This is a genomic window from Olsenella phocaeensis, from assembly GCF_048189965.1.
GTDB lineage: Bacteria > Actinomycetota > Coriobacteriia > Coriobacteriales > Atopobiaceae > Olsenella_I > Olsenella_I phocaeensis.
In genome coordinates, this window is the sequence record NZ_DBEZHV010000013.1 from 54,817 (window position 1) to 80,125 (window position 25,309).

Annotated in this window: 22 protein-coding genes and 1 pseudogene; 6 read left to right on the top strand and 17 right to left on the bottom strand. The window is 66.8% G+C overall.

Features of this window, described 5'->3' with window-relative positions; genetic code table 11:
* Nucleotides 1-5 precede the first annotated feature (5 nt).
* Nucleotides 6-1,628 carry an aminotransferase class I/II-fold pyridoxal phosphate-dependent enzyme gene (locus ACMPH2_RS06690; protein ID WP_417118983.1) on the bottom strand — a complete coding sequence of 541 codons (1,623 nt, stop codon included), beginning with the start codon at nucleotides 1,626-1,628 and terminating at the stop codon, nucleotides 6-8.
* 422 nt (nucleotides 1,629-2,050) lie between these two features.
* Between ACMPH2_RS06690 and ACMPH2_RS06695 the strand changes: the two genes are divergently transcribed.
* Entirely contained in the window at nucleotides 2,051-2,812 is a 762-nt protein-coding gene (locus ACMPH2_RS06695; protein WP_417118984.1) for a MerR family transcriptional regulator, read from the top strand.
* A 344-nt stretch (nucleotides 2,813-3,156) separates the two neighbouring features.
* Here the strand turns inward: ACMPH2_RS06695 and ACMPH2_RS06700 are convergent, their stop codons facing one another.
* From ACMPH2_RS06700 to ACMPH2_RS06710, 3 genes are all read right to left on the bottom strand, one after another.
* Nucleotides 3,157-3,993 carry a MetQ/NlpA family ABC transporter substrate-binding protein gene (locus tag ACMPH2_RS06700; protein WP_417118985.1) on the bottom strand — a complete coding sequence of 279 codons (837 nt, stop codon included), beginning with the start codon at nucleotides 3,991-3,993 and terminating at the stop codon, nucleotides 3,157-3,159.
* Between the two features lie 114 nt (nucleotides 3,994-4,107).
* Complete coding sequence (locus ACMPH2_RS06705; RefSeq protein ID WP_009278646.1) at nucleotides 4,108-4,779, bottom strand: methionine ABC transporter permease; 672 nt, start codon at nucleotides 4,777-4,779, stop codon at nucleotides 4,108-4,110.
* Nucleotides 4,772-5,527, bottom strand: a complete 756-nt coding sequence (locus tag ACMPH2_RS06710) for a methionine ABC transporter ATP-binding protein (protein ID WP_009278645.1) — start codon at nucleotides 5,525-5,527, stop codon at nucleotides 4,772-4,774. The genes ACMPH2_RS06705 and ACMPH2_RS06710 overlap by 8 nt, the downstream gene beginning before the upstream one ends.
* 486 nt (nucleotides 5,528-6,013) lie before the next feature.
* Here ACMPH2_RS06710 and ACMPH2_RS06715 point away from each other — a divergent pair, with 486 nt between their 5' ends.
* Both ACMPH2_RS06715 and ACMPH2_RS06720 read left to right on the top strand, forming a co-directional pair.
* Complete coding sequence (locus tag ACMPH2_RS06715) at nucleotides 6,014-6,541, top strand: RNA polymerase sigma factor (protein ID WP_417118986.1); 528 nt, start codon at nucleotides 6,014-6,016, stop codon at nucleotides 6,539-6,541.
* Complete coding sequence (locus ACMPH2_RS06720) at nucleotides 6,525-7,646, top strand: DUF4179 domain-containing protein (protein WP_417118987.1); 1,122 nt, start codon at nucleotides 6,525-6,527, stop codon at nucleotides 7,644-7,646. Before ACMPH2_RS06715 ends, ACMPH2_RS06720 begins: the two co-directional genes overlap by 17 nt.
* Before the next feature lie 127 nt (nucleotides 7,647-7,773).
* Here the strand turns inward: ACMPH2_RS06720 and ACMPH2_RS06725 are convergent, their stop codons facing one another.
* From ACMPH2_RS06725 to ACMPH2_RS06740, 4 genes and pseudogenes are all read right to left on the bottom strand, one after another.
* Nucleotides 7,774-9,009 (bottom strand): sensor histidine kinase, encoded by a 1,236-nt coding sequence (locus tag ACMPH2_RS06725; protein ID WP_062531794.1) that lies wholly within the window; start codon nucleotides 9,007-9,009, stop codon nucleotides 7,774-7,776.
* Between the two features lie 13 nt (nucleotides 9,010-9,022).
* Nucleotides 9,023-9,379, bottom strand: coding sequence for a winged helix-turn-helix domain-containing protein (locus ACMPH2_RS06730; RefSeq protein ID WP_417119060.1), 357 nt, complete (start codon nucleotides 9,377-9,379; stop codon nucleotides 9,023-9,025).
* A pseudogene (locus tag ACMPH2_RS06735) lies at nucleotides 9,365-9,691 on the bottom strand (response regulator transcription factor); the annotation flags it as partial. The pseudogene ACMPH2_RS06735 and the gene ACMPH2_RS06730, both read right to left, overlap by 15 nt.
* Nucleotides 9,688-10,353 (bottom strand): GTP pyrophosphokinase, encoded by a 666-nt coding sequence (locus ACMPH2_RS06740; RefSeq protein ID WP_009278640.1) that lies wholly within the window; start codon nucleotides 10,351-10,353, stop codon nucleotides 9,688-9,690. The pseudogene ACMPH2_RS06735 and the gene ACMPH2_RS06740, both read right to left, overlap by 4 nt.
* 235 nt (nucleotides 10,354-10,588) lie before the next feature.
* Here ACMPH2_RS06740 and ACMPH2_RS06745 point away from each other — a divergent pair, with 235 nt between their 5' ends.
* The gene (locus ACMPH2_RS06745) at nucleotides 10,589-10,861 is read left to right on the top strand and encodes a hypothetical protein (protein ID WP_009278639.1); all 273 of its coding nucleotides are present in this window, start codon (nucleotides 10,589-10,591) and stop codon (nucleotides 10,859-10,861) included.
* On the opposite strand, the gene ACMPH2_RS06750 is transcribed toward ACMPH2_RS06745, so the two are convergent.
* The 7 genes from ACMPH2_RS06750 to ACMPH2_RS06780 all read right to left on the bottom strand — a co-directional run bounded on the left by ACMPH2_RS06750 (nucleotide 10,858) and on the right by ACMPH2_RS06780 (nucleotide 19,514).
* Nucleotides 10,858-12,201 (bottom strand): ATP-binding protein, encoded by a 1,344-nt coding sequence (locus ACMPH2_RS06750; protein WP_417118988.1) that lies wholly within the window; start codon nucleotides 12,199-12,201, stop codon nucleotides 10,858-10,860. The two genes, ACMPH2_RS06745 and ACMPH2_RS06750, sit on opposite strands and share 4 nt — an antisense overlap.
* Nucleotides 12,202-12,373: 172 nt before the next feature.
* Nucleotides 12,374-13,426, bottom strand: coding sequence for a Gfo/Idh/MocA family protein (locus tag ACMPH2_RS06755; RefSeq protein ID WP_417118989.1), 1,053 nt, complete (start codon nucleotides 13,424-13,426; stop codon nucleotides 12,374-12,376).
* Nucleotides 13,427-13,499: 73 nt separating this feature from the next.
* Entirely contained in the window at nucleotides 13,500-14,165 is a 666-nt protein-coding gene (locus ACMPH2_RS06760; protein WP_417118990.1) for a phosphoribosylanthranilate isomerase, read from the bottom strand.
* A gap of 88 nt (nucleotides 14,166-14,253) precedes the next feature.
* The gene (gene nudC, locus ACMPH2_RS06765) at nucleotides 14,254-15,117 is read right to left on the bottom strand and encodes an NAD(+) diphosphatase (protein ID WP_417118991.1); all 864 of its coding nucleotides are present in this window, start codon (nucleotides 15,115-15,117) and stop codon (nucleotides 14,254-14,256) included.
* Nucleotides 15,118-15,404: 287 nt separating this feature from the next.
* A complete protein-coding gene (xylB, locus tag ACMPH2_RS06770; RefSeq protein WP_303132591.1) occupies nucleotides 15,405-16,883 on the bottom strand; it encodes a xylulokinase in 1,479 nt (492 codons plus the stop codon).
* Between the two features lie 223 nt (nucleotides 16,884-17,106).
* Entirely contained in the window at nucleotides 17,107-17,625 is a 519-nt protein-coding gene (locus ACMPH2_RS06775) for a PTS sugar transporter subunit IIA (protein ID WP_009278633.1), read from the bottom strand.
* Nucleotides 17,626-18,002: 377 nt separating this feature from the next.
* A complete protein-coding gene (locus ACMPH2_RS06780) occupies nucleotides 18,003-19,514 on the bottom strand; it encodes a flotillin family protein (protein WP_417118992.1) in 1,512 nt (503 codons plus the stop codon).
* 404 nt (nucleotides 19,515-19,918) lie between these two features.
* Here ACMPH2_RS06780 and ACMPH2_RS06785 point away from each other — a divergent pair, with 404 nt between their 5' ends.
* Together ACMPH2_RS06785 and ACMPH2_RS06790 are read left to right on the top strand one after the other, a co-directional pair.
* Nucleotides 19,919-20,917 (top strand): LacI family DNA-binding transcriptional regulator, encoded by a 999-nt coding sequence (locus ACMPH2_RS06785; protein ID WP_417118993.1) that lies wholly within the window; start codon nucleotides 19,919-19,921, stop codon nucleotides 20,915-20,917.
* Between the two features lie 78 nt (nucleotides 20,918-20,995).
* A complete protein-coding gene (locus ACMPH2_RS06790; RefSeq protein WP_417118994.1) occupies nucleotides 20,996-22,135 on the top strand; it encodes a toxic anion resistance protein in 1,140 nt (379 codons plus the stop codon).
* A gap of 155 nt (nucleotides 22,136-22,290) precedes the next feature.
* Here ACMPH2_RS06790 and ACMPH2_RS06795 read toward each other — a convergent pair whose 3' ends face one another.
* Nucleotides 22,291-23,484: a 5-bromo-4-chloroindolyl phosphate hydrolysis family protein gene (locus ACMPH2_RS06795; protein ID WP_417118995.1), complete on the bottom strand. Its 1,194-nt coding sequence runs from the start codon at nucleotides 23,482-23,484 to the stop codon at nucleotides 22,291-22,293.
* A 172-nt stretch (nucleotides 23,485-23,656) separates the two neighbouring features.
* On the bottom strand, nucleotides 23,657-25,060 hold the full coding sequence (locus ACMPH2_RS06800; protein WP_417118996.1) for a hypothetical protein: 1,404 nt from the start codon (nucleotides 25,058-25,060) through the stop codon (nucleotides 23,657-23,659).
* Nucleotides 25,061-25,309 lie beyond the last annotated feature (249 nt).

Below are 25,309 nucleotides of genomic sequence, written 5' to 3' on the forward strand. Positions count from 1 at the left end.
TCTGCCTACTGCCGGTAATACCTCAGGAAGTCGTTGAGCTTCACCATGGCGTCCTCGAGCACCTCGATGCGCGGCAGGTAGACGATGCGGAAGTAGCCCGGGGTCTCCCAGTTGAAGCCCTTGCCGTGCACGATCAGGACCTTCTTGTCTCGCAGCAGGTCGAGGGCGAAGCGCTCGTCGTCCTGGATGTTGAACTTCTTGGGATCGAGCCGGGGGAAGATGTAGAAGGCCGCCTTGGGCTTGACCACGCTGACGCCGCCCATGTCGCACAGCGCGTTGTACACGAACTCCCTCTGCTCGTAGATGCGCCCGCCCGGCACGATGTAGTCGTTCACGCTCTGGTGCCCCCACAGCGCCGTCTGCACGATGGACTGCGCCGGCACGTTGGAGCAGAGCCGCATGTTGGACAGCATGTTGATGCCCAGCATGTAGTCCTCCGCCATGTGCTTGTTGCCGCTCAGCACCATCCAGCCGATGCGGTAGCCCGCGATCATGTGGGACTTCGAGAGCCCGCTGAAGGTCACGCAGAAGAGGTCCGGCGCCAGCGAGGCGATGCTCACGTGCTCGCCGCCGTCCATGACCAGGCGGTCGTAGATCTCGTCCGAGAAGATGATCAACTGGTGCTCGCGGGCGATGTCGACGATCTCTTGCAGGACCTCGCGGGGGTACAGAGCGCCCGTGGGGTTGTTGGGGTTGATGATCACGATGGCCTTGGTGCGATCGGTGACCTTGGAGCGGATGTCGGCCATGTCGGGGTACCAGTCGCTCTGCTCGTCGCAGAGGTAGTGCACCACGGTGCCGCCGGCCAGCATGGCGCAGGCCGTCCACAGGGGGTAGTCGGGGCTGGGAATCAGGATCTCGTCGCCGGAGTCGAGCAGCGCCGACATCGAGAGGTTTATCAGCTCGCTCACGCCGTTGCCGGTGTAGATGTCGTCTACTGAGACGTTGGGCAGGCCCTTGATCTGCGAGTACTGCATGATGGCCTTGCGAGCCGCAAAGAGGCCACGCGACGCGGAGTAGCCCTCGCAGTCGGTGAGCTGGTGGCGCATGTCATGCACGACCTCGTCGGGCGTGCGGAAGCCGAAGGGCGCCGGGTTGCCGATGTTGAGCTTGAGGACGTGGGTGCCGCTCTCCTCCATGCGGTTGGCCTCGTCGACCACGGGTCCGCGCACGTCGTAGAGGACGTTGTCGAGCTTGCTGGACTTCTTGAACTGGCGCATCTTGCTTCCCTTCGAAGGCTGCGCATCGGCAGCGTGGCTGTGGTCGGTCTGGAGGCTGGGGGTCGTGGGAAACGACGTTGTTGCAGATGCCGCATACGGCTCGCGCGCCGTAGATGCGTTGGACACCGGGGGCGTGGCCTCCGTCGCTTCGGGCCCGAAAGCCTCCATAGCTCGCCCATCGCCCCGCGCGAGCCAGTCGACGTCGACGCCGAGGAGCGACGCGAGCAGCGCCATGGAGGCCGAGCGCGGCAGGGTCTTGCCGCTCACGTACTGGCTCAGTTGGCTCTTGCCGAGCTTCTCTCCCCTGTCTTCCGCCGCGCGGATGAGGTCGACTTGCTTGAGCCCGCGCTCTGCCATCGCCTGCTCGAGGCGGGCTGAGAACGCCTGGACGTCGGTCTTTCCTGCCATGTCCCTCCTCTTGTTCAATTCTCTTGTCGTGTGAAGTTCAATTTAGGGGAGAGAATAGCACTCACACAACCGGAATAGTGGCTCAAGTTCAAAATAATTTTGAACTCCTCGTGGCGCCTATGGATCGCCGGGGCGCGAGCGGACGCGTCGGCCGCACGCCGGCACCACTCGCGTGCGCGTTGAGCACCGGTCACGTAACGACGGCATTCCTGTCAGAATGCTGTCTTTCCTCCCCATCAACTGGTCAAATGCAAGAATCGACAGCATTCTGTGAGATTTGCTGTCTTTCCAGCACGTGATGGGACGACCGATGTCAGCGTAAGCATCCGGCACGAAACTACGACAAACCCCACCCCGTGCCAGAATCGTCCTTGACCCCCACGTAACGTGAGGCCATACGCTCGTGCCAAGGAGGTGCCACAGTGGAAAAGTACACGACAAAGCAGCTGGCGGAGCTCGCAGGCACGAGCGTACGGACGCTCCACTATTACGAGGAAGTAGACCTGCTGCACCCCAAACGCATGCCCAACGGCTACCGCAGCTATGGTCCCGCTGACGTGGAGCGCCTGAGGCAGATCCTCGCCATGCGGGCATGTCGCATGCCACTCGCCGAGATCAGGCAGTTGCTCGACGGCAGCGACACCGACGCGGTCGGACTCCTCGCACGGCACCTCGAGGAACTACGCGCGCAGGAACGCCAGGTCAAGGAGGCCATCGCGCGCACGAGGGCAGCCATGGAGCTGCTGGAGGGAGTGAGCAGGATGGGAACGAAGGAAGGCTTCGAGGAGCTCAAGCAGCGTCGGCTCGAGGAATTCGAGAGCAGCTACGGCAACGAGGCGCGCAAGCGCTATGGGACTGACGTCATCGACCAGACCAACGAGCGCCTGATGGGCCTCTCACAGGAGGAGTGGAACGAGAAGGACCGGATTGAGAAGCGCATCATCGAGCTCCTGGCGGAGGCCAAGGCAGACGGTGACCCGCGAGGCCCCAAGGCTCAGGAGCTCTGCCTGCTCCACCAGCGCTGGATCAAGATCCACTGGGGAGAGGAGAGCTACAGCACAGAGGCGCACTGCGGACTGGCCAGGCTCTACCTCGCCGACCCGCGCTTCATCGACTACTACGACGGTGCAGCGGGGACGGGGGCGACGGAGTTCCTCGTCGCCGCACTCGAGGCCAACCTCTAGGCCTCACGGCGGCGCGCGAAGTGCCCTTGAGGCTATCTGCATGCCAAAAAACTGCGCATTGGATTTCTTTCAGGCGAATGCGACCTGGGCAAACGTCCGTCATCTCCACAATTCGGAGCTACCGTGCGCAATTTTTTTCGCGTGACGCCACGAAGACCACGCGACGGACGTAGTCGACGCCCCCGAACGATATCCGCGGGCCCGACGCACCGCCGCTCCCGATGCACTCGCTGCGCCCGACGCACCGCCGCTCCCGATGCACCCACAGCACAAAAGGGCTGCGACCCCAGACGGAGCCGCAGCCCTTCCCCATCCCAGCCGGCACGAGGGCCGACCAACCTGCGCTACTTGGCGGGCAGGACGTCCTGTCCGTAGGTGTCGGTGAGGTACTGCTTGAAGTCGTCGGAGGTGAGCACGGCGACCAGCTTCGCGATGCGCTCGTCGTCCTTCTTCTGGGGCGTGGTCACGATGTAGTTGGCGTACTGCTCGACGGCCTTGCTCCGTGCCGACTCGACGGCCACGGCGTCAGCCACGTGCAAGCCGGCCTCGATGGCATAGTTGCCGTTGATGACGGCGAAGTCCACGTCCTGGAGCTGACGCGCGACGGCGGCGGCCTCCACCTCGACGAACTTGAGCTCGTGGGGGTTCTGGGCCACGTCGAGAGGCGTCGCGTCGAGCTTCTCGGGGTCGCTCAACGTGAGCAGGCCCTCCTGCTGCAGGAGCAGGAACGCACGACCCTCGTTGGTGGGGTCGTTGGGCACGGCGATGGAGGCGCCGTCGGCTATGGCCTTGAGGTCACTCGACTTGCCCGCGTACACGCCGAAGGGCTCGTAGTGGATGGCGGCGACGCCCACGAGGTCGGTGCCGTTCTGCTCGTTGTAGTTGTTGAGGTAGTTGATGTGCTGGAAGTAGTTGCAGTCCACCTCTCCGGAGCTCACCACCTGGTTGGGAATGATGTAGTCGGTATACTCGCGCACGTCCAGCGTCAGGCCCTGCTCCGCCAGCTTGGGGGCGGCGAAGTCGGTCAGGATCTTGGCGTGAGGCGCGGGGGACGCGGCGACGGAGAGGGTCGAGGCGTCCGCGGCGGCGGAGCCGCTGCCAGGCTTGGAGCCGCAGGCGGCGAGGCCAGCGAGGGCAAGAGCGGCGGCGGAGGCAGAGACGAAGTTCCTACGAGTGATCATCGTTGTTCCTTCCCTTTAGCTAATAATTTATTAATTGATGTGATGGAATTCGGACAGACAAGTGCGTGGCACAAGAGGTCACACTCGGGGCAACCCAGCGCCCCGAAGCCTCCCCTAGCGGTGGTCGATGCGCTTGGCCACGAGGTCGCAGCTGCTCTGGATGGCCTGCACCAGCACCACCAAAAGCACGATGGTCAGGATCATCACGCCGTCCTCGTAGCGGTAGTAGCCGTAGCGGATGGCGATGTCTCCCAGGCCGCCGGCACCCACGGCACCCACGATGGCGGTGTATCCCAGGACCGAGATGAGCGTGACCGCCACGCCGCGCACGATGGAGGGCAGGGCCTCGGGCAAAAGCGCCGAGAAGACCACGCGGGGGACGGTGGCGCCAAAGGACTCGGCCGCCTCGATGGAGTCGCGCGGGACCTCGGCCAGCGACTGCTCGATCATGCGCGCCACGAAGGGCGCGGCCGAGAGCACCAGCGGCGGGATGGTCCCCCGCACGCCCACCACCGTTCCCACCAGCGCCTTGGTCATGGGCATGACCGCGACCAGCAGGATGATGAAGGGGATGGAGCGGGTCATGTTGACGATCCATCCCAGCACGGCGTTGAGCGCGCGATGGGGCCTAAGACCTCCGGGGACCGTCACATAGAGCACGACGCCCAGGAAGGTGCCGATGAGGTAGGCGATCGCGGTGGAGAAGAACAGCATCGCGAGCGAGGCCAAGAAGCCCTGGGCGAGGAGCCCCGAGTACTGGTCGAGAAGCGACTGCAGGCTACTCATGCCAATCACCCCTTCCGAGCAGGGCGCGGGTCGTGGGATCCTGGGGGTTGGAGAAGACCTCGTCCACGGAGCCGGTCTCGACCAGCTTGCCGCGCACCAGCACGGCGACGTCCTTGCAGATGCTCTTGACGACATCCATGGAGTGGGTGATCACCAGCATGGTGACATCGGTCTCCTGGTTGACCTGGCGCAGGGTGTCCAGCACGGAGGCGGTGCTCGCAGGGTCCAGCGCCGAGGTCGCCTCGTCACAGAGGATGTACTCCGGGTCAAGGGCCAGGGCACGCGCGATGGCGACGCGCTGCGCCTGCCCGCCCGAGAGCTGGGACGGGTAGGCCCCGGCCTTGTCTGCCAACCCGACGCGGTCCAGGAGCTCGAGGGCATGTCTGCGGTCCGCCTCGGTGACACGGCCGTTGGCGGCCAGGAAGGGGAAGCAGACGTTCTGCAGCGCCGTCTTCTGCGCCAGGAGGCCGAAGCCCTGGAAGATCATGGCGACGCGGCGACGGTAGCTGCGCAGCGCGGCGCCCTGCAGGTCGGTCACGTCCTGACCGTCCACCACGATGCGACCCGAGGTCGGGCGCTCGAGGAGGTTGACGCAGCGCACGAGCGTGGACTTGCCCGCACCCGAGATGCCTATGATGCCAAAGACGTCGCCGTCGGGAATCGTGAGCGAGACGTCCCTCAGGGCGTGCTCCGCAGGGGCTCGGCCCGGTGCGTCAAAGCTCTTGCTTATGTGTTCCAGAGATATCAAATCGTCACTCCACTCGCGAGATGCATGGAGGGCAGGCCCCCTGCCAGGGACCGCCACGTGGAAAGCCCGGTCCCTATGCGCGAAGGCAAGGGCGCCCGGGCTTGGGCATCCTCATGTCCATCCCAGGGATGGCCGGGAGCGGGGTGGTATGTGAGCTTCTGTCATTCATCAGGTCCTATATCTTAGGCGGGAGGGGTACGAGTCACAAATACCAAGTTCCACTAACTGGTTATCTGCCATTTCGATAACAGGCGAGACGAGATGGCGGCCGCACTCGAAAGCACGTCTAATCCGGCGGCACACCGTGCCTGGCAGGGCCACCTGCCTTGGCGGCATGCCAGACACGCCGACGCGGGGGGGACAGCGCGCGGCAGCAAGAAAAGCGCGCGAGCTCGACGGTGACCGTCAGCTTTTCCTCCCTCGTTCGTGTTGTTGGTAGATGGAGCCATCGAGGACATGCGGAAACGACACGCGAAGGGAGGTCCCATGAGGCAAGGAGCCAAGGGCGGGCACGAGCGCGTCGTCCAAGCGGAGGCCAGGCGCGTCGTCGATGCCTATTCGGACATGGTCCTGCGCCTGGCCATGAGCTACCTGCACTCGCTGCAGGACGGCGAGGACGTGTGTCAGGGCGTCCTTTTCAAGCTGCTCTGCCACGAGGGCGGCTTCAAGAGCCCGGAGCACGAGAGGGCCTGGGTCATACGCTGCACCGTCAACGCCTGCAAGGACCTGCTCAGAAGTGCGGGGCGCAAGAGACTGGTGCCACTTGACTCCGTGGCGGAGCCCACGGCCGCGCCAGACGAGGAGCCGGGCCGCTACGACGAGCTGCTGGAGGCGGTGCGAGAGCTGCCCGAGGCCTACCGACTGGCAGTGCACCTGCGCTACCTGGAGGGCTATGACATCGCATGGATCGCGGCGATCACGGGCGACAGCACGGCAGCCGTGACCAAGCGTCTGAGCCGCGCCCGCCAGATGCTGAGGACCAGATTGGGGGAGCATGATGAACGAGCTGTTTGACGACTACGCCAAGGGAATGGGCAAGTACTCGCTCTCTGAGGACCAGAAGGACCAGATGGCACGGCGTCTGGCAGATGCGGTGCTGGCAAGGGAGAGGGACAGCGCGAGCGCGGTGGGGACCGCATCCGACGTCACGCGTCCTGCCACCCGCAGGCACGCCTGGTGGCGCGCCGCCGCGGCGGCCGCGGCGCTGACGGCGGCCCTGGGGCTGGGCGGGGTGGCCTATGCCACCGGCACCCTCACAGACGTCCAGGGGATCTTCGACGACATCTTTGCCGGCGCCCCTGCCGCGACCGAGGTCGTGAACAAGGTGGGACACCCCCTCGACGCAACGAGCTCGGACGGCGGCATCACCGTCACCGCCGACGCGGTCATAGGCGACCGCTCCAACTACGTCGTCGTGCTGAGCCTCGCCAAGGACGACGGCACACCCTTCGAGGGTCTGAGCGCCACCAAGGACGGCAAGCTCAACCTCATGTTCGGCACGGAGGACGTGATGGTGGACGGGGTCCGCGGCGCCTACGGCAGCAGCTACTTCTACGACCGCGACCCCAGTGACAACTCCATCCAGTTCGTGCGCCAGATCTCGCTCGTGGACAGCCAGAGCCTCGTGGGCAAGACCATGCGCGTGAGCCTGGGCGACCTGCGCCTCCTCGACGACTCGGGTTCCGTCAGCACGCTCGCCGACGGCAGCTGGAAGCTCAAGTTCAAGATGGACTACGAGGACAGCAGCATCGACCTGCCCGCAGGCCAGGGCATCGAGGTCGGTGGCATCAAGGGGCAGCTCAAGAGCGCGTCCCTCTCGTCCATCGCGCTCAAGCTGGGCTACGAGCTCGACGAGGCGGCCAACGTCCCCGAGGGTCCCAGCGGCAGGATGGGCGACCAGATGTCCGCGCGCATGGACCAGCTCCTCGACCTGGGCACCGTGACGCTCAACATGAGGGACGGCACGACGGTCGAGGTCACCGACAACGGTGGCGGGAGCTTCGACGACAACTCCGCGACGTCGACCACGGTGGAGAAGAGCCTCTTCCTCCCCCAGGCCATAGACCCCACGCAGGTGGAGTCCGTCTCCCTGGCGGGAGCCACCATCCCCGTGGCGTAGGGACACGGGAGGCGGACGGGTGCCGACGTGGCAGCGCGGCAACGGCAGCACGAACGGACCCAGAGGCCAGGCGAGAGGGACCGCGCGTCCCTCTCGCATTCCCTGTCCCAGATTCGGTGACCTCTCCCTAGAAGATGACGGCAGAGAGGCTGACCACGCCATCCTTCCAGCCCGCCCGGATGCCGCCCTCGTACTGCTCGCAGATGCGCTGCGCGATGGAGAGGCCGATCCCGTAGCCCTGTTGGTTGCTGTGGGCCTCGTCCGCACGGTAGAAACGCTCGAAGAGGCGCGACCAGTCGTGACCCTCCCCCCGGGCAAAGCTGTTGGAGACCACGATCCTCGCGCCCCGCCTCCTGCGACCCGAGAGCGCGGCGCGCCTCACGGGGGACACCGACACCTGGATGCTGCCGCCCTCGTCGCAGTACTTGCAGGCGTTGTCCACCAGGAGGCGGACGAGCTGCACCACGCGCTCCACGTCCGCGAGGGCCATGACCCCGGGCTCGAGCTCGCTCGCCAGGCTCACGCCGCGCCGCTGCGCCACCGACTCGAAGGGCTCCAGCGCCTCGCGTGCGGCGGCGGAGACGTCCACCTCGCAGAGCTCCTGGGAGTCCGCCCACTCGTCGGCGCGTGCGGTGTCAACCAGGTCCCTCACCAGACCGTCCAGGTAGTCGACCTGCCTCAGGGTCGAACTGGTCCACTCTCCCTCGCCACCCAGGGCCTCGAGTATCTCGGTGTTGGCGCGGATCACGGCAAGCGGCGTCTTGAGCTCGTGGCTCGCATTGGTCACGAACTCGCTCTGGCGACGGGCCGCCTCGAGCTCGGGCTGGATGGCGCGACGCGAGAGGAACCACACGATCACGAACGAGAGCAAAAGCCCCGCCGCCAGGAAGTCCAGGGTGAGCGAGAGGACCTCCCTGCCCTCCCCCAGCTCCACGCTGCCGTCCACGAAGGCCACGACGTGCCCGCCGCCGTCGGCCTCGGCCACCTTGTAGTAGTAGTCGCCAATCGAGCCGGAGCGCAGGAGCGAGGGGATGACCGCCTGGGCGAGCTCCTGGGCTTTCTGGACGTCCATGTCCTCGTCGTAGCCCCCCACCAGCGAGCTCAGCCTGCCGTCGGCGTCAACGGTCACGAGCAAGTAGCGCAGGACACGCTGCGACTCAACGAGCGAGCGGCCGTCCACGGGCTCCTCGATCACGCCCCCGCCCTGGATGATGGCGTCGAGCACGCGGTCCATGCGCGACTGCGCGAGCACGATGTGGGCGCCGTTGACCAGCACGGCGATGAGGAGCATGGCCACGAAGAAGGCGGCGAGCATGATGGCGATGATCTTGATCCTGAGCCGCTGTATGGCACGTGCGCCCATCGATCGCTGCCCCCTACTCCGCGCTGAGCCTGTAAGAGCCGTCCTCGTCGCGCACGATGGTGGCCTTGGACGCCACCGAGGCGAGCTTCGCGCGCAGGTACGAGACATAGAGCGCCAGGGTGTCCTCGTCCGCCTCGTCCTCCCCCTCCCAGACGCGTCCCAGGATGAAGCCGGGTCCCAGCGGTCGGTCGGCGTTGAGCACGAGCAGCTGCAGGAGCTCCATCTCCTTCACGGAGAGGCGCACCGTGTTCTCGGCTGACAGCTCGAAGCTGTCAGCCCTGAGGCGCAGGTCGGCGTAGCTGAGGTCACGCGAGGAGTAGTCCGAGCGACGCTTGGTCATGGCGCGCACTCGGGCGAGGAGCTCGCGCATGGCGAAGGGCTTGGGCAGGTAGTCGTCCGCGCCTGCGTCGAGCCCCGCCACGCGGTCGTCCACCTGGGCCTTCGCCGTGAGCAGGAGGACCGGCGCCACCACGCCGCGACGGCGCATCTCGGCCAGTGCGGCAAGCCCGTCCATGCGCGGCATCATGATGTCCAGGATGATCGCATCGAAGCTCTGGGACATGACCAGGTCGAGTGCCTCCTGCCCGTCGTAGGCGGGGACCACCTCGTAGCCGTTCTGTTCCAGGATCGCCTGGAGCGCGCGGTTGAGGTCGCGCGTGTCGTCCGCAACCAGGAGCCTCATCGCCCCTCCCCTCCCGTGGCGCGCTCGCCGCGGATCATGTCGCGTATGGCCTGCATCGAGAGGTCCGTCGAGGCGAGCTCGTCGGCGCAGCGCTTGAGCTCGCTGGTTATGAGCCTGAGGTCCCCGTCCAAGTCACGCTTGTACTTGAGCTGGTGCTCCAGCGAGGCCCAGGTGTCCATCGAGACGGTCCTGACCTGGACCTCGGCGAAGAGGCCCGACTCGAGCCTCAGCAGCAGATGGTAGCTGCGGTAGCCGTTGGGCTTGACGTGGCGGATGTAGTCCTTCTCGCCCACGACCTCCGCTCCCGGGAGGCGCGCGATGGCGTCGCGCATGAGGTAGACGTCGCTCAGGAAGGCACAGACGACGCGCACGCCGATGATGTCCCTCACGTGGGCGAATGCAGACTCCGCGCTTGGCTCGAGGCCCTTGCGCAGGCACTTCTCGCGTATGCTCTGGGGCGTCTTGACGCGGCCCAGGCAATGCACCACCGGGTCCTCCCCACGGGAGTCCCTGAGCTCCGCGCGCAGGCGGTCGATGCGTTGGATGAGGGAGGCGAGCTCTGACTCCAGCTCGCCCAGGCGACCCCCGTAGATGGGGTCCTCCGCGGTCGTGGCCACGGCGTCGGCTTGCGTCGGGCCCTGGCCCGTGTTGGTCTGCGTCATGAATCAGCCCCCTGCGCTTGAGGTGTGAGAAGAACATACCCAAGGTCCTTGCGCCCGTGTCGGGCCAGCCGGCGAGCGATGCAATCGCCACAAGGGATAGACTGGTTGGACCCGCACCCATAGTCCGTTGGGGTCGCACCAAGAGACCATCAGGAGCCGCACCCAAGAACCGCCGGGTCCCTCACCCAGGACGCCGGGCACGCGGCCCGGCGGCATGCTTCGCAAGGAGACGCGCATGAGAATCACGCTCGCCATAGGACTTCTGCTCGCAGCCATAGGCGCCTACCTGCTGGTCACCGCCAAGAACCCACTCGCCCGCCAACGCGAGGGGGCCCTTGCCCGACAGGACCGCATCGGCGCGCGCACCAGCGGGATCATCGACCTCTCCGCTGCGGCGGGCCTCGTCGTGCTGGGAGTCTTTCCGCACGCGACGATAGCCGCCTCCGCCGTGATAATCGCCGGCTTCGCGGTGGCCTTCGTCTACCAGTCCCAGGCCCGCCGGGGCTAGGCCTCGAGGAACCACTTCCACGCGGGGACCTGTCGTATCCTCCGGTTCCCCTGGACGTAGGACGCCTCGTCGCCCCCCGCGACGACGAGCGTGGCCTCCTCGAGCCCCGTCTCCTCCAGCGCCTCCCAGAGCGCGCGAAGCCCCCTCGTGCGCGTCGTCTCGTCCTCGACGCCCACGCTGACCTGCACGAGCTCCAGCGCATCCTGGAACATCACGTCCCCCACCACGAAATCGACCTCGTAGCCGTGCCCCCTCGTGACGAAGGAGGAGACCGACTCCGCACGCGTGCCCACGTTCCTACGCCTCAGCTCGAGGTACACGGCGTCCTCCAGGCGCTGCCCGAGCTCGTTGGAGTTGGCACGCCCATTGGCGAGCGCCAGGCCCGGGTCGATCGCATAGACCTTGGGGGGCTTCCTCGTGCCCTCGGCCAGGGCATACGAGAACTCCTGAACGCGAAAGACCAGATAGGCCTGCTCGAGGTAGTCCAGCAGGGTGGCGAGGAGGGCACGACTCGTAGGAAGCCCAAGCGCCCTGAGGTCGCCCTCGGCGCGGCGGACCGAGAGCGTTTTGGCATTGGTCCCCAGCACCCGACGCGCGAACACGCTCGCCACGCGCGGACGGGCGAGGGCATGACGGTCGACGACATCCCTCACCACGACGCGCTGCACGTAGCCCTGCAGCAGCGACACGCGCTGCGCCGTGGGCAGCCCCAAGGCGGCCGGGAACCCGCCCTCCTCAAGATAGGCATCGAAGAGCCGCCGCAGGCTCAGCCGCTCGAGAGTCGAATGCGCCGGACCAAGCGAGAGCCCCGGCTCCTTCGCCCCGACGTATTCCCTGAACGAGAGGGGAAGCAGCTCGAAATCGATGGCCCGGCCCCTGAACTCCGTCAATATCTCCTGCGAGAGCATCTTGGACGACGAGCCGCTGACGTAGATGGTCGCCTTGGTCGTATCCACGACGCGTCGCAGCCACGCGCCCCAGCCATCCATCTCCTGCAGCTCGTCCAAGAAGAGGTAGGCCCCCTCCTCCAAGGCCGAGGGGCAGGTCGAATAGAACGTCTCGAGGACCTCGTCGCCTATGGCGGGCGTGACGGGGTCGAGCCTGTCATCCTCGAAGTTGAAGTAGCAGATGCGATCCCATGGCACGCCGGACTCGTGGACCCGAAGCATCTCCTGGAAGAGGCGATAGCTCTTCCCGCTGCATCGCATGCCCACGACGACCTTGACGAGGTTTCCCCTGCGTGGCGGCAGCAGATCGCCCAGGTCGAGCATGCGTTCGTGGATGGGCAGGTAGTCTGCTATGTCGAAGCCCCTGATCTGCTCGGCTATGAGTTCGTTCATGTTCATCCCTCCCTATCTGGCAATATAATCTTACCAGTTAGATTTTAAACTGGTAACTTCATCTTGCCAGTTAGGTATTATTGCAGGTAGAGATGGGCAAAAGCCGACGTGGCGAGAGTCGCTTCGGCCCACCGCCCGGAACCGCCGCCCACATGCGCCGAGCGCGCGGCCCCTACTCGTCGTCCGGGAAGCGCACGCCCGCCTGCCTGCGCGCCTCGTCCATTACGGCAAGCGAGTCCAGGGTCACCCGCTCGAAGCGGGCCGCCCGTGCGAGTGCCGCCTCCTCGCCCCGCGCTGCCGCGGCAAAGAGCTCCAGCTCGCAGACCATGTCGTTCTGGGGCACGTCCGCACGCACCAACTCCTCGCTCCCGCCCACCGTCGAGTAGGCCATGCCCACGTCCTCGTGGTGGACGAGCCTGAGGTCGCGGGGGCAGCTCGTCTCGTCCCAGAGGAGGGTCGCCTCGTCGCCCATGACCTGGGATTCCAGGAGGTCGTCCCCCACCTTGCTGTAGCTGAGCTCTACCACCTTGTCCGCGTACTCCAGGGCAATGCTGCCCGCCAGGTCAACGCGCTGATAGGGGGACTCCGACCCCCAGGGCACGTCGATGGTGACCAGCGAGGCCCGCACCGCCTCCGGGCGACCGAAGAGGGCCACCGCCGGCTCGACGCAGTAGACGCCTATGTCTACGAGGGCGCCCTCGCCGAGCGCCGGGTCGAACTGGTTCACGTGCTCGCCGGCGCGCAGCCTTCCGATGCGCGAGGTGACCTTGCCGAAGCGCAGGCTTGCCTGGGTCACCCTGCCCAGTCGCCCCAGCGCGCCCTCGATGTTGTCGAAGCCCTGGGTGTGCAGGTTGCGCATGGCCTCCAGGCATACCGCGCCGTTGGTATGCGCGGCGTCGAAGAGCTCCTTGGCACGCCGCTGGTTGGGGGCCAGGGACTTCTCCACCAGGACGTGCTTCCCGGCGGAGGCGAGGACGAGTGCCTGCGGGACGTGCAGGCCGTTGGGAGAGGCGACGTAGACGGCGTCCACCTCGTCCGACGCCGCAAGCGCCTCCAGGTCGTCGAAGAAGAGGCGCGCGCCGCGAGGGCGACCGAAGCCCTCGGCCCGCGAGAGCTCGCGGGAAAAGGCAGCGACGTACTCGACGTCCGCCACCTCGCCCACGGCCTCGACGAGCCGCTGAGCGATGGCGGACGTTCCGATGGTGGCTATGCGTAGGGCTGGCATGGTGGCTCCTCTCGCTTGGGTGGATGGGAACGCAGCCGGGACGCGGCGAGTGCCAGCCCGGCCCGTGGCGTCACTACTTGGATGCGCCGCGGGCGGCAGCGACGGCCGCGGCCATCTTTGCCGGGTCGTTGAGACGGTCGGTCTCTATGCCCGTGTTGAGGGCGACGCCCCAGGGCGCAAGCCGGCCGATCGCGCCACCCAGGTTCTGGGGCGTGAGGGCGCCGGCCAGGATGTAGGGACGGCACACGCCCCCGGCAAGCTCCCAGTCGAAGGCGACCCCTGCCTGCCATCCGCCATAGAGCACGACCAGGTCGGCCTTGCTCTGGTTGGCGCGCTCCACGTCCTCGGGGCCGGCCATGCGGATGGCCTGCACGATGGGAATGTCCACCAGCTCCCGCAGGAAGGTGATGTAGGGGTTGCCTTCGTTTCCGTGCAGCTGCACCACGTCCAGGACCTCGTCCGCGAGCTCGCTCACGTAGCCCAGGGGCTGGTCGACGAAGATGCCCACGGCGGGGATGGTGGGGTCCAGCTTGCCCACGAGCTCGCGCAGGCGGTCGCGGTCCACGTGTCGGTGGGAGCTAGGGTAGTTGACCACGAAGCCACAGAGGTCGGGCCTGAGCTCGTTGACCGTGGCGACGTCCTCGTCGCGGAAGATGCCGCAGAGCTCGACCCTCGTGTAGGGGTCGGGGTTGTAGAGGATGTCGTGCGTGACGATGGTGGTGATCCTGCGGCCCAGCATGCAAAGCCCCTCTCGCCAAGAACGAAGCGTGCGCACCCCTGCATCATCGCACGAGAGGGAGCCCGGACGGGCGAGAGGGGCGGGCGGCCTAGGCGCGCGGCTCCCCTCCCCTGGCGAAGAGCGCGATCATCTCGTTGGTGAGGCTCGAGTCGTCGGCGGGGTCGAGGGGGACGTCGGCGCGGCGGACCCAGCCACCCAGCTGGAGCTCGTCGTGGTCGACGTGGATGGTGGGGTCTCCGTCGACGTCGCAGAAGAAACCGGCGAGGAGGGTGTCGGTGAAGGGCCATGGCTGGCTCCTGTAGTAGCGGACGTTCTTGACCCTGAGACCCACCTCCTCCCTGACCTCGCGCGCAACGCACTGCTCCAGAGTCTCGCCCACCTCGACGAAGCCGGCCACCAGCGCGTAGTGGTTGTAGGCGCGGCCGGCGTACTTGGTCATGACCAGCTCGTCGCCGTTGGTGATGCCCACGATCACGGCGGGGCAGATCTTGGGGTAGAGAACGTTGCCGCAGGCGGGACAGGCGAGCTCCCGGCTGGTGGCGACGTGGCCCAGCTCGCTGCCGCAGTGCCCACAGTAGCGGTTGGAATGGTACCAGTTGCGCAGCTGGTAGCCAGTTATGCCGGCGAAGGCCAGACAACGGGGCCGAAGGAAGCGGAACTGGTTCACGGGCTCGAGGCGGAAGCCCTCGGGCAGCTCCTCGCTGCCACGGGGGCGCGGGTCGCGCTCGGCCATGAAGAAGCGACGGTCGTCGATCGAGAAGAGGTAGCGTGGGGCGAGGTCGGGGGCGGAGAAACCCCAGTCGCGCAGGCGCGGGAGCTCGAGCTCGCCCGTGCCGCCATCCAGGCGCACGACCGCCTGGCCGCGACCGTAGGCCAGCACGTAGTCCTCGGGCCGCGCCTCGAGCGGTCGATAGGCGTTGTCGAAGGCGTAGCTGCCGATGTCCTGGATCACAGGTCCTCCCCCGCTGGCTGTCGGGGAAACATGATACGTCTGCCCGCGACCACGGGGGGCAGGTGTGGGAAAGCACAAGCAAATCGACGTCTTGGGGCATCTGGGGAGAGATGGCTGCGGTTTGCTTGTGGGCTGCGGCTTGCTCGTGTTTCTCAACGGTCCAAACACAAGCAAAACGGCGTCTCACGCCCCATAAAGCAGAAACGGCGCAGTTTGCTCGCGTTTCTCTCCCAATGAAACGCGAGCAGACTGCGCCACCACAAGCAGACCGCTCCCGCGCCGTGGCCCTACAGCATCTGCCGGTAGATGTCCTTCAGCGCGGGATACATGCTGTGCCAGGTGCTGTAGTGCCCCCGATAGAGCGCGATGATCTCCTTGTTGGGAAAGACCATCTGCTCCTCCACCCGCGCGAGGCGGTGCGCGCACTCAGCCACGTCGGGAAAGGCCCCGCAGCAGACGCTCGCGAGCATGGCCGCGCCGAAGGCCGGGGCCTGGGGCGTCTGGGGAATCTGCAGGGGGATTCCCAGGACGTCGGCACAGATGGCCCTCCAGAGCGGGCTCGTGGCGCCGCCGCCGCAGATGGTCGAGGCCATGACCTCGACCTCCTCCGCACGGGCAATTTGCAGGCAGTCGCGCAGGGCGAAGGCGACGCCCTCCAACACGGCCTGGGTCATGTCGGCGCGGGTGGTGTCCATGCGCAGGCCCACGAAGGCGCCGCGCGCACGCGGGTCGTTGTGGGGGGTCCTCTCGCCCATGAGGTAGGGCAGGAAGTAGACGTCGTTCTGGCCCAGCTTGCCGCCGGCGACCAGCGCCTGCTCCGCGTCGTAGGAATCGGCACCCAGGATGTCGTCCATCCACCACTTGTTGCAGCCGGCGGCGGTGAGGATGCAGCCCATGAGGTTCCAGCCACCGTCGGCCGAGCAGAAGGAGTGCAGGGCGTTGTGCTCGTCCACCACGCAGCCGTCGGTGGTCATGAGGATGGTCCCGGCGGTCCCCATCACGATGTTGCAGCGGCCCGGGCCCACGGCGCCCGTGCCGACGGCGGCGGAGGCGTTGTCTCCCGCGCCGGCGCAGACCAGCGTCTCCTCGGGCAACCCCAGCTCGCGTGCCACCCCGGGAAGGAGGGTCCCCAGGGGCTCCCAGCTCTGGTGCAGCTGAGGGAGCTGCCGCTCGCGCAGGCCGCAGATAGAGAGCATCTGACGGCTCCAGCAGCGGTTGCGCACGTCGAGCAGGAGGGTGCCCGAGGCATCGGAGAAGTCCGTCGCGTGCACGCCCGTGAGGCGGAAGTTGACGTAGTCCTTTGGGAGCATGACCTTGCGGATGCGGGAGAAGTTGACGGGCTCCTCCTCGCGCATCCACAGGAGCTTGGGCGCGGTGAAGCCCGCGTAGGCCACGTTGCCGGTGTAGGAGGCGATGGTCCTGCGGCCCACCTCGCGGTTGAGGTAGTCGACCTGGTAGCGGGTGCGGCTGTCGTTCCAGAGGATGGCCGGGCGGATCACCTCGTCGTCCTTGTCCAGCACGACGAGGCCGTGCATCTGGCCGCAGGCACCGATGCCGGCCACCTGGCTGGCGTCAAAGCCCCGAAGCAGCTCGGGGATGCCCTGGCGGACGGCGTCCCACCACAGGATCGGGTCCTGCTCGCTCCAGCCCGGCTCGGGGAAGCTGATGGGGTAGCTGCGGCTCCTGATGTTGAGGACCTCGCCGTCCTCGTCCATGAGCAGGAGCTTCGTCGCCGAGGTGCCGATGTCCAGTCCGATGAAGTACATGGGACGCCCCCTTAAGGCAGCTGCGGCAGATGAGCGGTGGGGCCGTGGCCTCGCCGCGCCGTCCCCCATTCTATGCCTGCCGGAGCCGCGGGTGCTTCTTGTGCCACACCGCGCGCGGCACCGACGAGCCCCGGACAATGGAAGACCGCCCATCCCACGCCGGAGACAGGCGGTCCCACATGGCCGCAGGGCGGCCGGAATCGCAGCTGGGAAGAGGTCCAGACTACTGTGCGTAGCTCACGACGGGCTTGCCTGCCTCGATGGCGCCAGGAGCGGTGAGCTCGACGGACGAGAGGTCGTCGGAGTTGGTGATCGCCATGATGACCACGTCGTCGTGCCCGGCCGCCTTGATCTTCTCGCTCGAGAACTTGATGAGGGGCTCGCCGGCGCTCACGTGCGCACCCTTGCTGCCGAAGACGGTGAAGCCCTCGCCCTTCATCTCGACCGTGTCGACGCCGATGTGGATGAGCACCTCGGCACCGTCGTCGCACACCATGCCCAGGGCATGGAAGTTGGGCGCGCCAATGGCGCTCAGGGTCCCTGCCGCAGGCGCGTAGACCGTGTCGCCTTCGGGGAGGACCCCGCAGCCCTTGCCCATGGCACCACTGCTGAACACGGGGTCGCTCACCTCGGAGAGGGAGACGGCCTTGCCGGTGACGGGAGCCAGCAGGGTGCCCGCAGGGGCGCTGACGCCCAGGGCGGCCGGCTTCGAAGGCTTCTTGAACATGTCGAACAGACCCATTGAATACCTCCTAACCCGAGGGTCCCCCCTCGTCGCGACCCCGATGGTATGGCCTCTGGCCCGGTCGCTATATGGATTATCCCACTAAGTCCCCTCCCGGCGTAAGCCAAAGTGAATAACGCCGCCCATTCGACCTCTTGTGGGCAGACGGTCTTGCCACCAAAAAACTGCGCACGGAATTTGGAATCGAGAGAAGCGACCTGGGCAAACGCCGCTCGTCTCCATAATTCGAGGCTACCGTGCGCAGTTTTTGGCCGGCCCGCACGCATCAGCCGGCATCCACACGTGACAGCAAGAGGCCCGGGGCGTCAGCCCCGGGCCTCTCTCGTCCTATGGATCATGCACTGGCCGGCGCAAGGTGCGCCGACCGGACGCACCTACTCGCTCTCGGCGCCCTTCTGACCCGCTCCGTCGGCCTTAGGCGCGGCGCCGACTGCGTCCGCGACCTTCCGCGCGGCATCCGCGACCTCGCCCAGTCCGCCTGCGTCGATGCTCACCTTGCGGTTCACCTTCGCGTCGTAGGTGTCGGCGCGCATGACGTCGGCCAGGTCGACGCCCGTCACGCTCTTCACCATGTCGAAGGCGGCCTTGATGGACTGCGGAGCCATAGACGTCACGCCCGCGGCCGGGGAGCCCTCCCCTTCGCCGCCGACGGTCGAGTAGATGTTGATGGCGTCGATGCCCTCGATGGGCTTGGAGGCCGCGGCGATGATGTCCGGCAGCACGCCGATGATCTGCTGGGCAAGGGCGGCCTGGCCGTACTTGCGCAGGGCCTCTGCCTTCTTGTCCATGGCCTCTGCCTCGGCGATGCCCTTCGCGCGGGCCGCCTGGGCCTCGGCCTCACCCTTGGCGCGAATCGCCTCGGCGGCCTTCTGCGCGGAGTAGAGCTCTGCCTCGGCGGCCTTCTGCCTGGTCACGAGGTCCGCCTGCGCGCGCTGCTCGGCAGCGTAGCGGTCGGCGTCCGCCTGCTTGCGGATGGAGGCGTCGAGCTCCTGCTCCTTGACGGCGACCTCCTTCTGCTTCAGCTCGGCCTCGCGGTCGGCCTTGGCGATCTCGGCGTTGACCTGCTCGGTGTTGATGGCCTTCTGCTGGCGCTGCGCCTCGATGCCCTTGGCGGCGTCCGCCTTCGCGGCCGCGGTGTCCGCCTCGGTCTTGAGCGAGGCCTGGCGCAGGGCCAGGGCGTTGTTCTGCTCGGCGATGGCCGTCTCGGACGTGATGCGGGCGTCGTTGGCGATCTTGTTGGCCTCGGCACGGGCGACCGCGATCTCCTTCTCGGCGTTCGCCTTCGAGATCTGGGCGTTCTTCTGGATGGCCACGGTGTTGGCGATGCCCAGGTTCTCGATCACGCCGATGCCGTCGTCGTCGATGTTCTGGATGTTGAACGACACGATGTCCAGGCCCATGCGCTGCATGTCGGTCATCGCGTTCTCCTGCACCTTCGCGGCGAAGGTCTTGCGGTCGTTCATGATCTCGGTCAGGCGCATGCCGCCGATGATCTCGCGGAGGTTGCCCTCCAGCACGTTGACCACCATGTCGTTGATGTAGTCGGAGTCGCGGTTGAGGAAGTTCTCCGCCGCCTTGGCCAGGCCGTCCTCGGTGTTCGAGATCTTAACCACGGCGACCGAGTCAACCATGATGTTGATGTAGTCGAGGGTGGGAATGGTCTTCGTGGTCTTGACGTCGACGGAGAGCATGCGCAGCGACAGGCGGTCGACACGCTGCAGGAAGGGAATCCTGACGCCGGACTTCCCGATGAGGTAGCGGGGCTTCTTCCCGCCGCCCGAGATGATGTAGGCCTGGTCGGGCGGTGCCTTCACGTACCCGGAGGCGATGATGACGAGCACCGCGATCACGACGATGCCGATGAGGACGAACCTTATGAGCTCCATGACGCACGCTCCCTTTCTGGAGGCAACGCCAGCCCGACGCGGGTGGCGGTCCTGGCCGGCCACGAACAGAGGAGATGTTATCTGATTGGAGAGGGACAACGTCCCGGCCGGAAGGCCGGACCATCCGGAACCACATCTGCGCCACAGATGCCACGACCCGTCTGACCTGGTCGTTTACAGTTTCAATCGTCCACTCTGCGCCAGGGTGGAGCGGGGTCGGCCCCTTGGCACGAACGTGCCCCGGCATCCCCCGCCATAGCAAAACACCATCCAAACACAATAGGAGCCTCTCCCCGAAAATTAGCGACTTCTTGCTTGAAATCATCTCTCCCATTCGAGAAATGCCTGCTTCGTTGCGGTAAGTTGGTACAAAACAGTGCGACTAAACTTTTGGGGATGATCAGATGAAGGTAGGGGTCCGGGACATCAGCCGCAAGACCGGCTACTCCCCCGCCACGGTCTCGAACGCGCTCAACCACAAGCGCGGTGTGAGCAAGGAGACCGCCGAGGCCATCCTCAGGGTCGCGCAGGAGCTGGGCTACCAGCGCCCCAGCCGCCTCGACCGCATCCAGTTCGTCGTCGTGCGCAAGAGCGGCAAGGTCCTCGACGAGTCGGACTTCCACCCCGCGGTGGTGGACGGCGTCGAGCGCGAGGCGAAGCTCCACGGCCTCACCACCAGCTACGTCACCATCGACCTCGCCGACCCCGGCTCGCACTCGCAGCTGCGCGAGCTCTGCCAGGACAGCACCAGCGGCATCGTGCTCCTGGGCACCGAGATGATGGAGGAGGACTACGAGCCCTTCTACGACTCCGCCGCCCCCCTGGTGATCGTGGACGGCTGGTGCTACCACAGCTTCATCGAGTCCATCGTCATCTCCAACGAGAGCTCCGCCTACCGAGCCGTCCACTACCTCATCGGCAAGGGCCACACGCGCATCGGCTACGTCAGGGGCAACCCCGTCATCCGCAACTTCCCCCTGCGTGAGCGCGGCTGCCGGAGGGCGCTGGAGGAGGCGGGTCTCAGCTGGAACGACGACTACTGCGTGACCGTGGGGACGAGCCTCTCCACCGCCTACGCCGCCGCCAAGGAGTGGCTCGAGGGCGACCCGGAGCTCCCCACCGCCTTCTTCGCCGAGAACGACGTGATGGCCTGCGGCATGATGCGCGCCCTCCTCGAACGCGGCGTCAAGGTGCCGGAGGAGGTCTCGTTCGTCGGCTTCGACGACCTGCCCGTCGCCACCGTGATGCTCCCCGCCCTCACCACCCTGCACGTTCCCAAACACGACATCGGCGCCATGGCGGTCCAGAAGCTGATCGCACAGGTCAAGGCCCCGAGGGGCTTCACCTGCACCACCCACGTCTCCACCACCTTCGTAGAGCGGGACAGCGTGGCACAGCTGTAGGCACCTCTCCCCTCCGTGGGATAGAATCGCCTCATTCACACAAGCGCGCGCGGCCGGTCGGTCGCGGGAGGAGGAGCCATGGCAGCAGAGAACACGGACTTCCAGACGGACGCGCCCGAGCCCGAGCTCGAGTTTGGCGACGCGGCGCCCGAGGTCAGGCTCGACGAGCCCGCCGGCGCGGACCCCGTCACCTCCTCCCTCACCCCCCAGGAGCTGGAGAAGGTCTCGGCCTTCGTCCAGAAGATCGACATCACCGACACCGCCGGCGTCCTCGCCTACGGCGTGGGGTCGCAGCGCAAGGTCTCGGAGTTCTCGGAGCGCGCCCTCGCCGGCGTGCGCGGCCATGACCTGGGCGAGGTGGGCGACCAGATCAACTCGCTGGTGGTGACCCTCAAGAACTTCGACCCCGGGCAGAAGGAGGGGGGCCTCCTGGGCCTCTTCCACAAGGCCAAGAACAGCCTCGAGGCCCTGAAGGCGCGCTACAGCGACGTGGAGAAGAACGTGCGCTCAATCTCTGACGCACTCGAGGGCCATCAGGTCACCCTGCTCAAGGACATCTCGATGCTGGACCAGCTCTACGCTCTCAACGAGTCGTACTTCAAGGAGCTGACCATGTACGTGGCGGCCGGCAAGCAGAAGCTCGAGGGGGTGCGCACGGGCGAGCTCGCCGAGCTGCAGGCCAAGGCGGCGAGGACGGGGCTCGCCGAGGACGCCCAGGCCGCCCGCGACCTTTCGCAGAAGTGCGACCGCTTCGAGAAGCGCATCTACGACCTCGAGCTCACCCGCCAGGTTGCGCTCCAGACCGCGCCGCAGATTCGCATGGTCCAGGCCTCGGACGCCGTCATGGCCGAGAAGATCCAGTCCACGGTGGTCAACACCATCCCCCTGTGGAAGAACCAGATGGTCATCGCCCTGGGCATCGAGCACGCCAACCAGGCCGCCCGCGCCCAGCGCGAGGTATCGCAGATGACCAACGACCTCCTGAGGAAGAATGCCGACCAGCTCAAGGTGGCCACCGTCGAGGCCGCCAAGGAGGCCGAGCGCGGCGTGGTGGACCTCGAGACCCTGCGCCACACCAACGAGCAGCTCATCTCCACCCTGGATGAGGTCGCGCGCGTCCAGGCCGAAGGGCGCGAGAAGCGCCAGCTTGCCGAGGAGGAGCTCACGAAGATCGAGGGCGAGCTCAAGACGAAGCTCCTGGAGGCCTCGCAGCGCTAGGCTCGCCCAGTCAAGGGGCGAGGACGCAGGCGAGAGTCCCCGCATGCGAGCCCGCAAGCGCAGTCATGAGGGGCGGCGTCACGATCGCTCGTGGCGCTGCCCCTCTCGCCTGTCTTGGGAAAGCCTGGTGACGCCGTCGGTCGGGTCGACCGCCGTCAGGGACGCAGCTCGTCCCCCGTGGAGGTGAGCCCATCCTGCTCGAGCATGGTCCTCATGACCTTGAGGTCGCCCGTGAGGTCCATGCTCTGCTCCTGCAGGAGGTTGTCCAGAGTCCGGGAGAGCCCCTCGTCCACCATCTGCAGGGTCTGGGCCAACTCCGCACGCACGGACTCGACCCCGGCACCGCCAGAGCCGCTCTGCACGAGCTCGGCGTAGGACGCGGCGAGCTTCGAGGTCTGCGGCAGGTAGTAGTTGGCGACCCGCCTGAGCTGTGACGCGCACTCGGGATGCGACCTCAGGTACGACGAGAGCTGCTGCGTGCGCACGACGATGGACTCGAGCGAGGACCTGAGGCCCTCGTCCACGATGCGCACGCGGGACTCCTCGACCATGCGACCGAAGTCGGAGAACACCCCCAGGAGCTCGCGAATCTCGGGAGTCAGCCCGTCGTCCACGGACTTGGGCTTCTTGCCCTGGGACCCTCCCTGGCTCTCCTTGCGGCGGTTCCACTCCTTGCGAGCCCTCTTGTAGGAGCCGTCGGTGAGGTAGAGGGTCGTCCCGTCTCCCAGCGAGGCGATGTGCCCCTGCGGGATGAGTCCCCGGGAGATGGCCTCCTGAAGCAGGGGCTGCAGCTCCTTCACGGTGAGCTCGACCCTACCGCCCAGATCCCTCAGGCGCATGCTCGTCTCGTCTCCCACGGCCTTCGAGAGCGCAAGGCAGAGACGTGCGATCTTCCTGCGCCGGGCGCCCTTCGCGAAGGACTTGACCGCCCCCGTGCCCAGACCGACGAGAACCGCCAGACCAACGAGGAACGAGACGAGGCCGTCGAAGGCCATCATGATGGTCGGGACGATCATCATGATGGCCAGGTAGCCCAGGATGATCCCGCCGATCAGGTCCTTGGCGCGGACCTTCTCGTCGCCATGCCGACACACGACGTAGGGAGAAGAATCCACCTCCGCCATGCCCAGCTGCGCGGCGACGGCCGCGGCAGCGCGCTCGATGGAGCTGGCGATGCCATCGAAGTCGACCTTTGACATCAGCTCGCTCGCCTTCTCGGCGGCTGCGGGAATCTCCCTGTTGAGGACGTCACCCACCTGACGGGCGACGTCGGTGCCCTGGCGGACGAAGTCGTCCGCCGAGGTCCGGGGGTCCTTGGGGCCCCTCTCGTCCTGTGCGTCGTTGTCCATGGCGGCCATCCTCTGGGTTTGGCTGAAGTCACATGCGAGAAACCACCCTATGAAGGTACACGATGGCCGTGAATCCCGTGTGCTCGAAATGTCGGCAAGTCGTCACTGCCACGCCATGCAGGACGGCCCTGCGCCTACCGCAAGCGACGCCCGCAAAATGCAGGCCCCTGGCCTATGGCCTGAGCTCGTCCGCATCCTTGGTGAGCCCGTCCTGGGCGAGCATGGTCCTCATGACCTGGATGTCTCCCGCGAGGTCGATGCTCTGGTCCTCGATGAGCTCCTCCTGGAGCCGCGCGAAGCCGTCGTCGACCATGCGGAGGGCCTCCCCGAGCTCGCCCGTCACCTCCCGAGCGCGTTCGCCCTCGGCGCCGCTGCGCTCGAGCTCGAGGTAGGAGGCAACGAGCTTCGCCGTCTGGGGCAAGTAGTAGCCGACCGCACGCCCAAGCTGGCCAGCAAGCTCCGGATGGGCCTCCACGTAGCTCGCGATGAGGCCCGCCCTGCGCGCGATGCCCTCCATGGAGCCGCGCGCCGACTCGTCCGCCGCCTGGCTGGCCCGACCCGCAAGGTCCTGGCCGAAGTCCCTGAAGGCGTCGACCACCTCGCGCTGCTCGCGGGCGAGAGGGACATCGGCCGTCGTCGTGGCAACGTCCTCCCCGAGGCCGGTGCCCCGCGGCTCGGAAGCGGAAGCGGGAGCGGCGGAGAGGGCCCTCTCGTATGCCTCGCCGCTCAGGTAGAGCGCCTGCGCGGCGTTGGGAAGCGTCTTCACGCGCCCCTGGGGAAGGGAGCCCTGGCGGATGGCCTCCTCGCAGAGGCCGGCAAGATCGTCCTGCCCGATTCCCGTGCGCTCGGCGAGCTCCGCCAGGGGCACGACCTCCCGATCGGCGGCGAAGCGCGAGATCATGGCGAGCATGTCGGCGAGGCGCCTGCGACGGCGGGAGTCGAGGAGGCGCTTCGTGGCGAAGGCGAGGCCCGCCGCGCCCATGCCAAAGAGGAGGACGGAGGCGGGTACGGAGGCGCGGAGCACGGGGAAGCCCAGTACGAGGAGGAGCAATCCCATGTAGCCGAAGAACGCGACGCGGGGGAGCTCCCCGGGCCGCCAGGCGGCGTCTTCCTCGACAAGCAGGACGTAGGGCGACGCCTTCTGCGGCTCCGACGCCGGTGCCGCTTCGGCGGGAGTGCCAGTAGCTGCGTCGGTGACATCGGCAGAGGCAGAGGCGATGGCGGCGCAATGGTCGTCGGCAGGGGCAGCCAGCTCAGGTTCCGCCTCCACAGTCTCGGCGGCGACCTCCTCCGGCGCCTCGGCAGGCGCCGGTTCCGCGGTGACGTCCTCCACGTTCTGGGGAGAGGGGCTCGGCTGCGGGGCCGTGGGCGCATCGCCTTGGCACGAGCCGAGGACGACGGGGGCCTCGTCACGTCCCGGCACCTCCTGGCGCAGCTCGTCGACGGAGGTCGCGAGGCTGGCGAAGTCCACCAGGGCGAGGAGGTCAAACATGCCATGGGCGAACCGCATGCCGTCGGCGCGTGAGCCCTGGCGCGCCATCCTTGCCTCCAGCTCCCGCAAAGCCTTGTTCTCCATGAGAGCACGCCCTCCACGCGACCGGGGGCGATCCTCTCGCCCGGAACCAGACGTTTTCCAGTATACGGACAAGCCACGACATCAGCCTTCACGGGCGAGACATGCCGCTTGCTTCTCTGCGCTTGCTGGCCCCACTCCTCTCCACCGGCCCAATCTTGTGATTGTGGACAGAATTGCCGCCGGAGGGCAAGAAAAGTGTCCGCGTTTGCAAGATTGGACGTCGCGCCAGCAGGCAGTCACGGCCCCGAC

Bases quoted from the DNA above. Each gene is read 5' to 3' on its own strand.
- ACMPH2_RS06785 (WP_417118993.1), top strand. From the start codon at position 19,919: ATGAAGGTAGGGGTCCGGGACATCAGCCGCAAGACCGGCTACTCCCCC.
- ACMPH2_RS06740 (WP_009278640.1), bottom strand. From the start codon at position 10,353: ATGACGCAGACCAACACGGGCCAGGGCCCGACGCAAGCCGACGCCGTG.
- ACMPH2_RS06755 (WP_417118989.1), bottom strand. From the start codon at position 13,426: ATGCCAGCCCTACGCATAGCCACCATCGGAACGTCCGCCATCGCTCAG.
- xylB (WP_303132591.1), bottom strand. From the start codon at position 16,883: ATGTACTTCATCGGACTGGACATCGGCACCTCGGCGACGAAGCTCCTG.
- ACMPH2_RS06690 (WP_417118983.1), bottom strand. From the start codon at position 1,628: ATGGCAGGAAAGACCGACGTCCAGGCGTTCTCAGCCCGCCTCGAGCAG.
- ACMPH2_RS06800 (WP_417118996.1), bottom strand. From the start codon at position 25,060: ATGGAGAACAAGGCTTTGCGGGAGCTGGAGGCAAGGATGGCGCGCCAG.
- ACMPH2_RS06790 (WP_417118994.1), top strand. From the start codon at position 20,996: ATGGCAGCAGAGAACACGGACTTCCAGACGGACGCGCCCGAGCCCGAG.
- ACMPH2_RS06730 (WP_417119060.1), bottom strand. From the start codon at position 9,379: ATGCGCGAGCTCCTCGCCCGAGTGCGCGCCATGACCAAGCGTCGCTCG.
- ACMPH2_RS06720 (WP_417118987.1), top strand. From the start codon at position 6,525: ATGAACGAGCTGTTTGACGACTACGCCAAGGGAATGGGCAAGTACTCG.
- ACMPH2_RS06780 (WP_417118992.1), bottom strand. From the start codon at position 19,514: ATGGAGCTCATAAGGTTCGTCCTCATCGGCATCGTCGTGATCGCGGTG.
- ACMPH2_RS06775 (WP_009278633.1), bottom strand. From the start codon at position 17,625: ATGGGTCTGTTCGACATGTTCAAGAAGCCTTCGAAGCCGGCCGCCCTG.
- ACMPH2_RS06700 (WP_417118985.1), bottom strand. From the start codon at position 3,993: ATGATCACTCGTAGGAACTTCGTCTCTGCCTCCGCCGCCGCTCTTGCC.
- ACMPH2_RS06715 (WP_417118986.1), top strand. From the start codon at position 6,014: ATGAGGCAAGGAGCCAAGGGCGGGCACGAGCGCGTCGTCCAAGCGGAG.
- ACMPH2_RS06745 (WP_009278639.1), top strand. From the start codon at position 10,589: ATGAGAATCACGCTCGCCATAGGACTTCTGCTCGCAGCCATAGGCGCC.
- ACMPH2_RS06760 (WP_417118990.1), bottom strand. From the start codon at position 14,165: ATGCTGGGCCGCAGGATCACCACCATCGTCACGCACGACATCCTCTAC.
- ACMPH2_RS06725 (WP_062531794.1), bottom strand. From the start codon at position 9,009: ATGGGCGCACGTGCCATACAGCGGCTCAGGATCAAGATCATCGCCATC.
- ACMPH2_RS06795 (WP_417118995.1), bottom strand. From the start codon at position 23,484: ATGGACAACGACGCACAGGACGAGAGGGGCCCCAAGGACCCCCGGACC.
- ACMPH2_RS06705 (WP_009278646.1), bottom strand. From the start codon at position 4,779: ATGAGTAGCCTGCAGTCGCTTCTCGACCAGTACTCGGGGCTCCTCGCC.
- ACMPH2_RS06750 (WP_417118988.1), bottom strand. From the start codon at position 12,201: ATGAACGAACTCATAGCCGAGCAGATCAGGGGCTTCGACATAGCAGAC.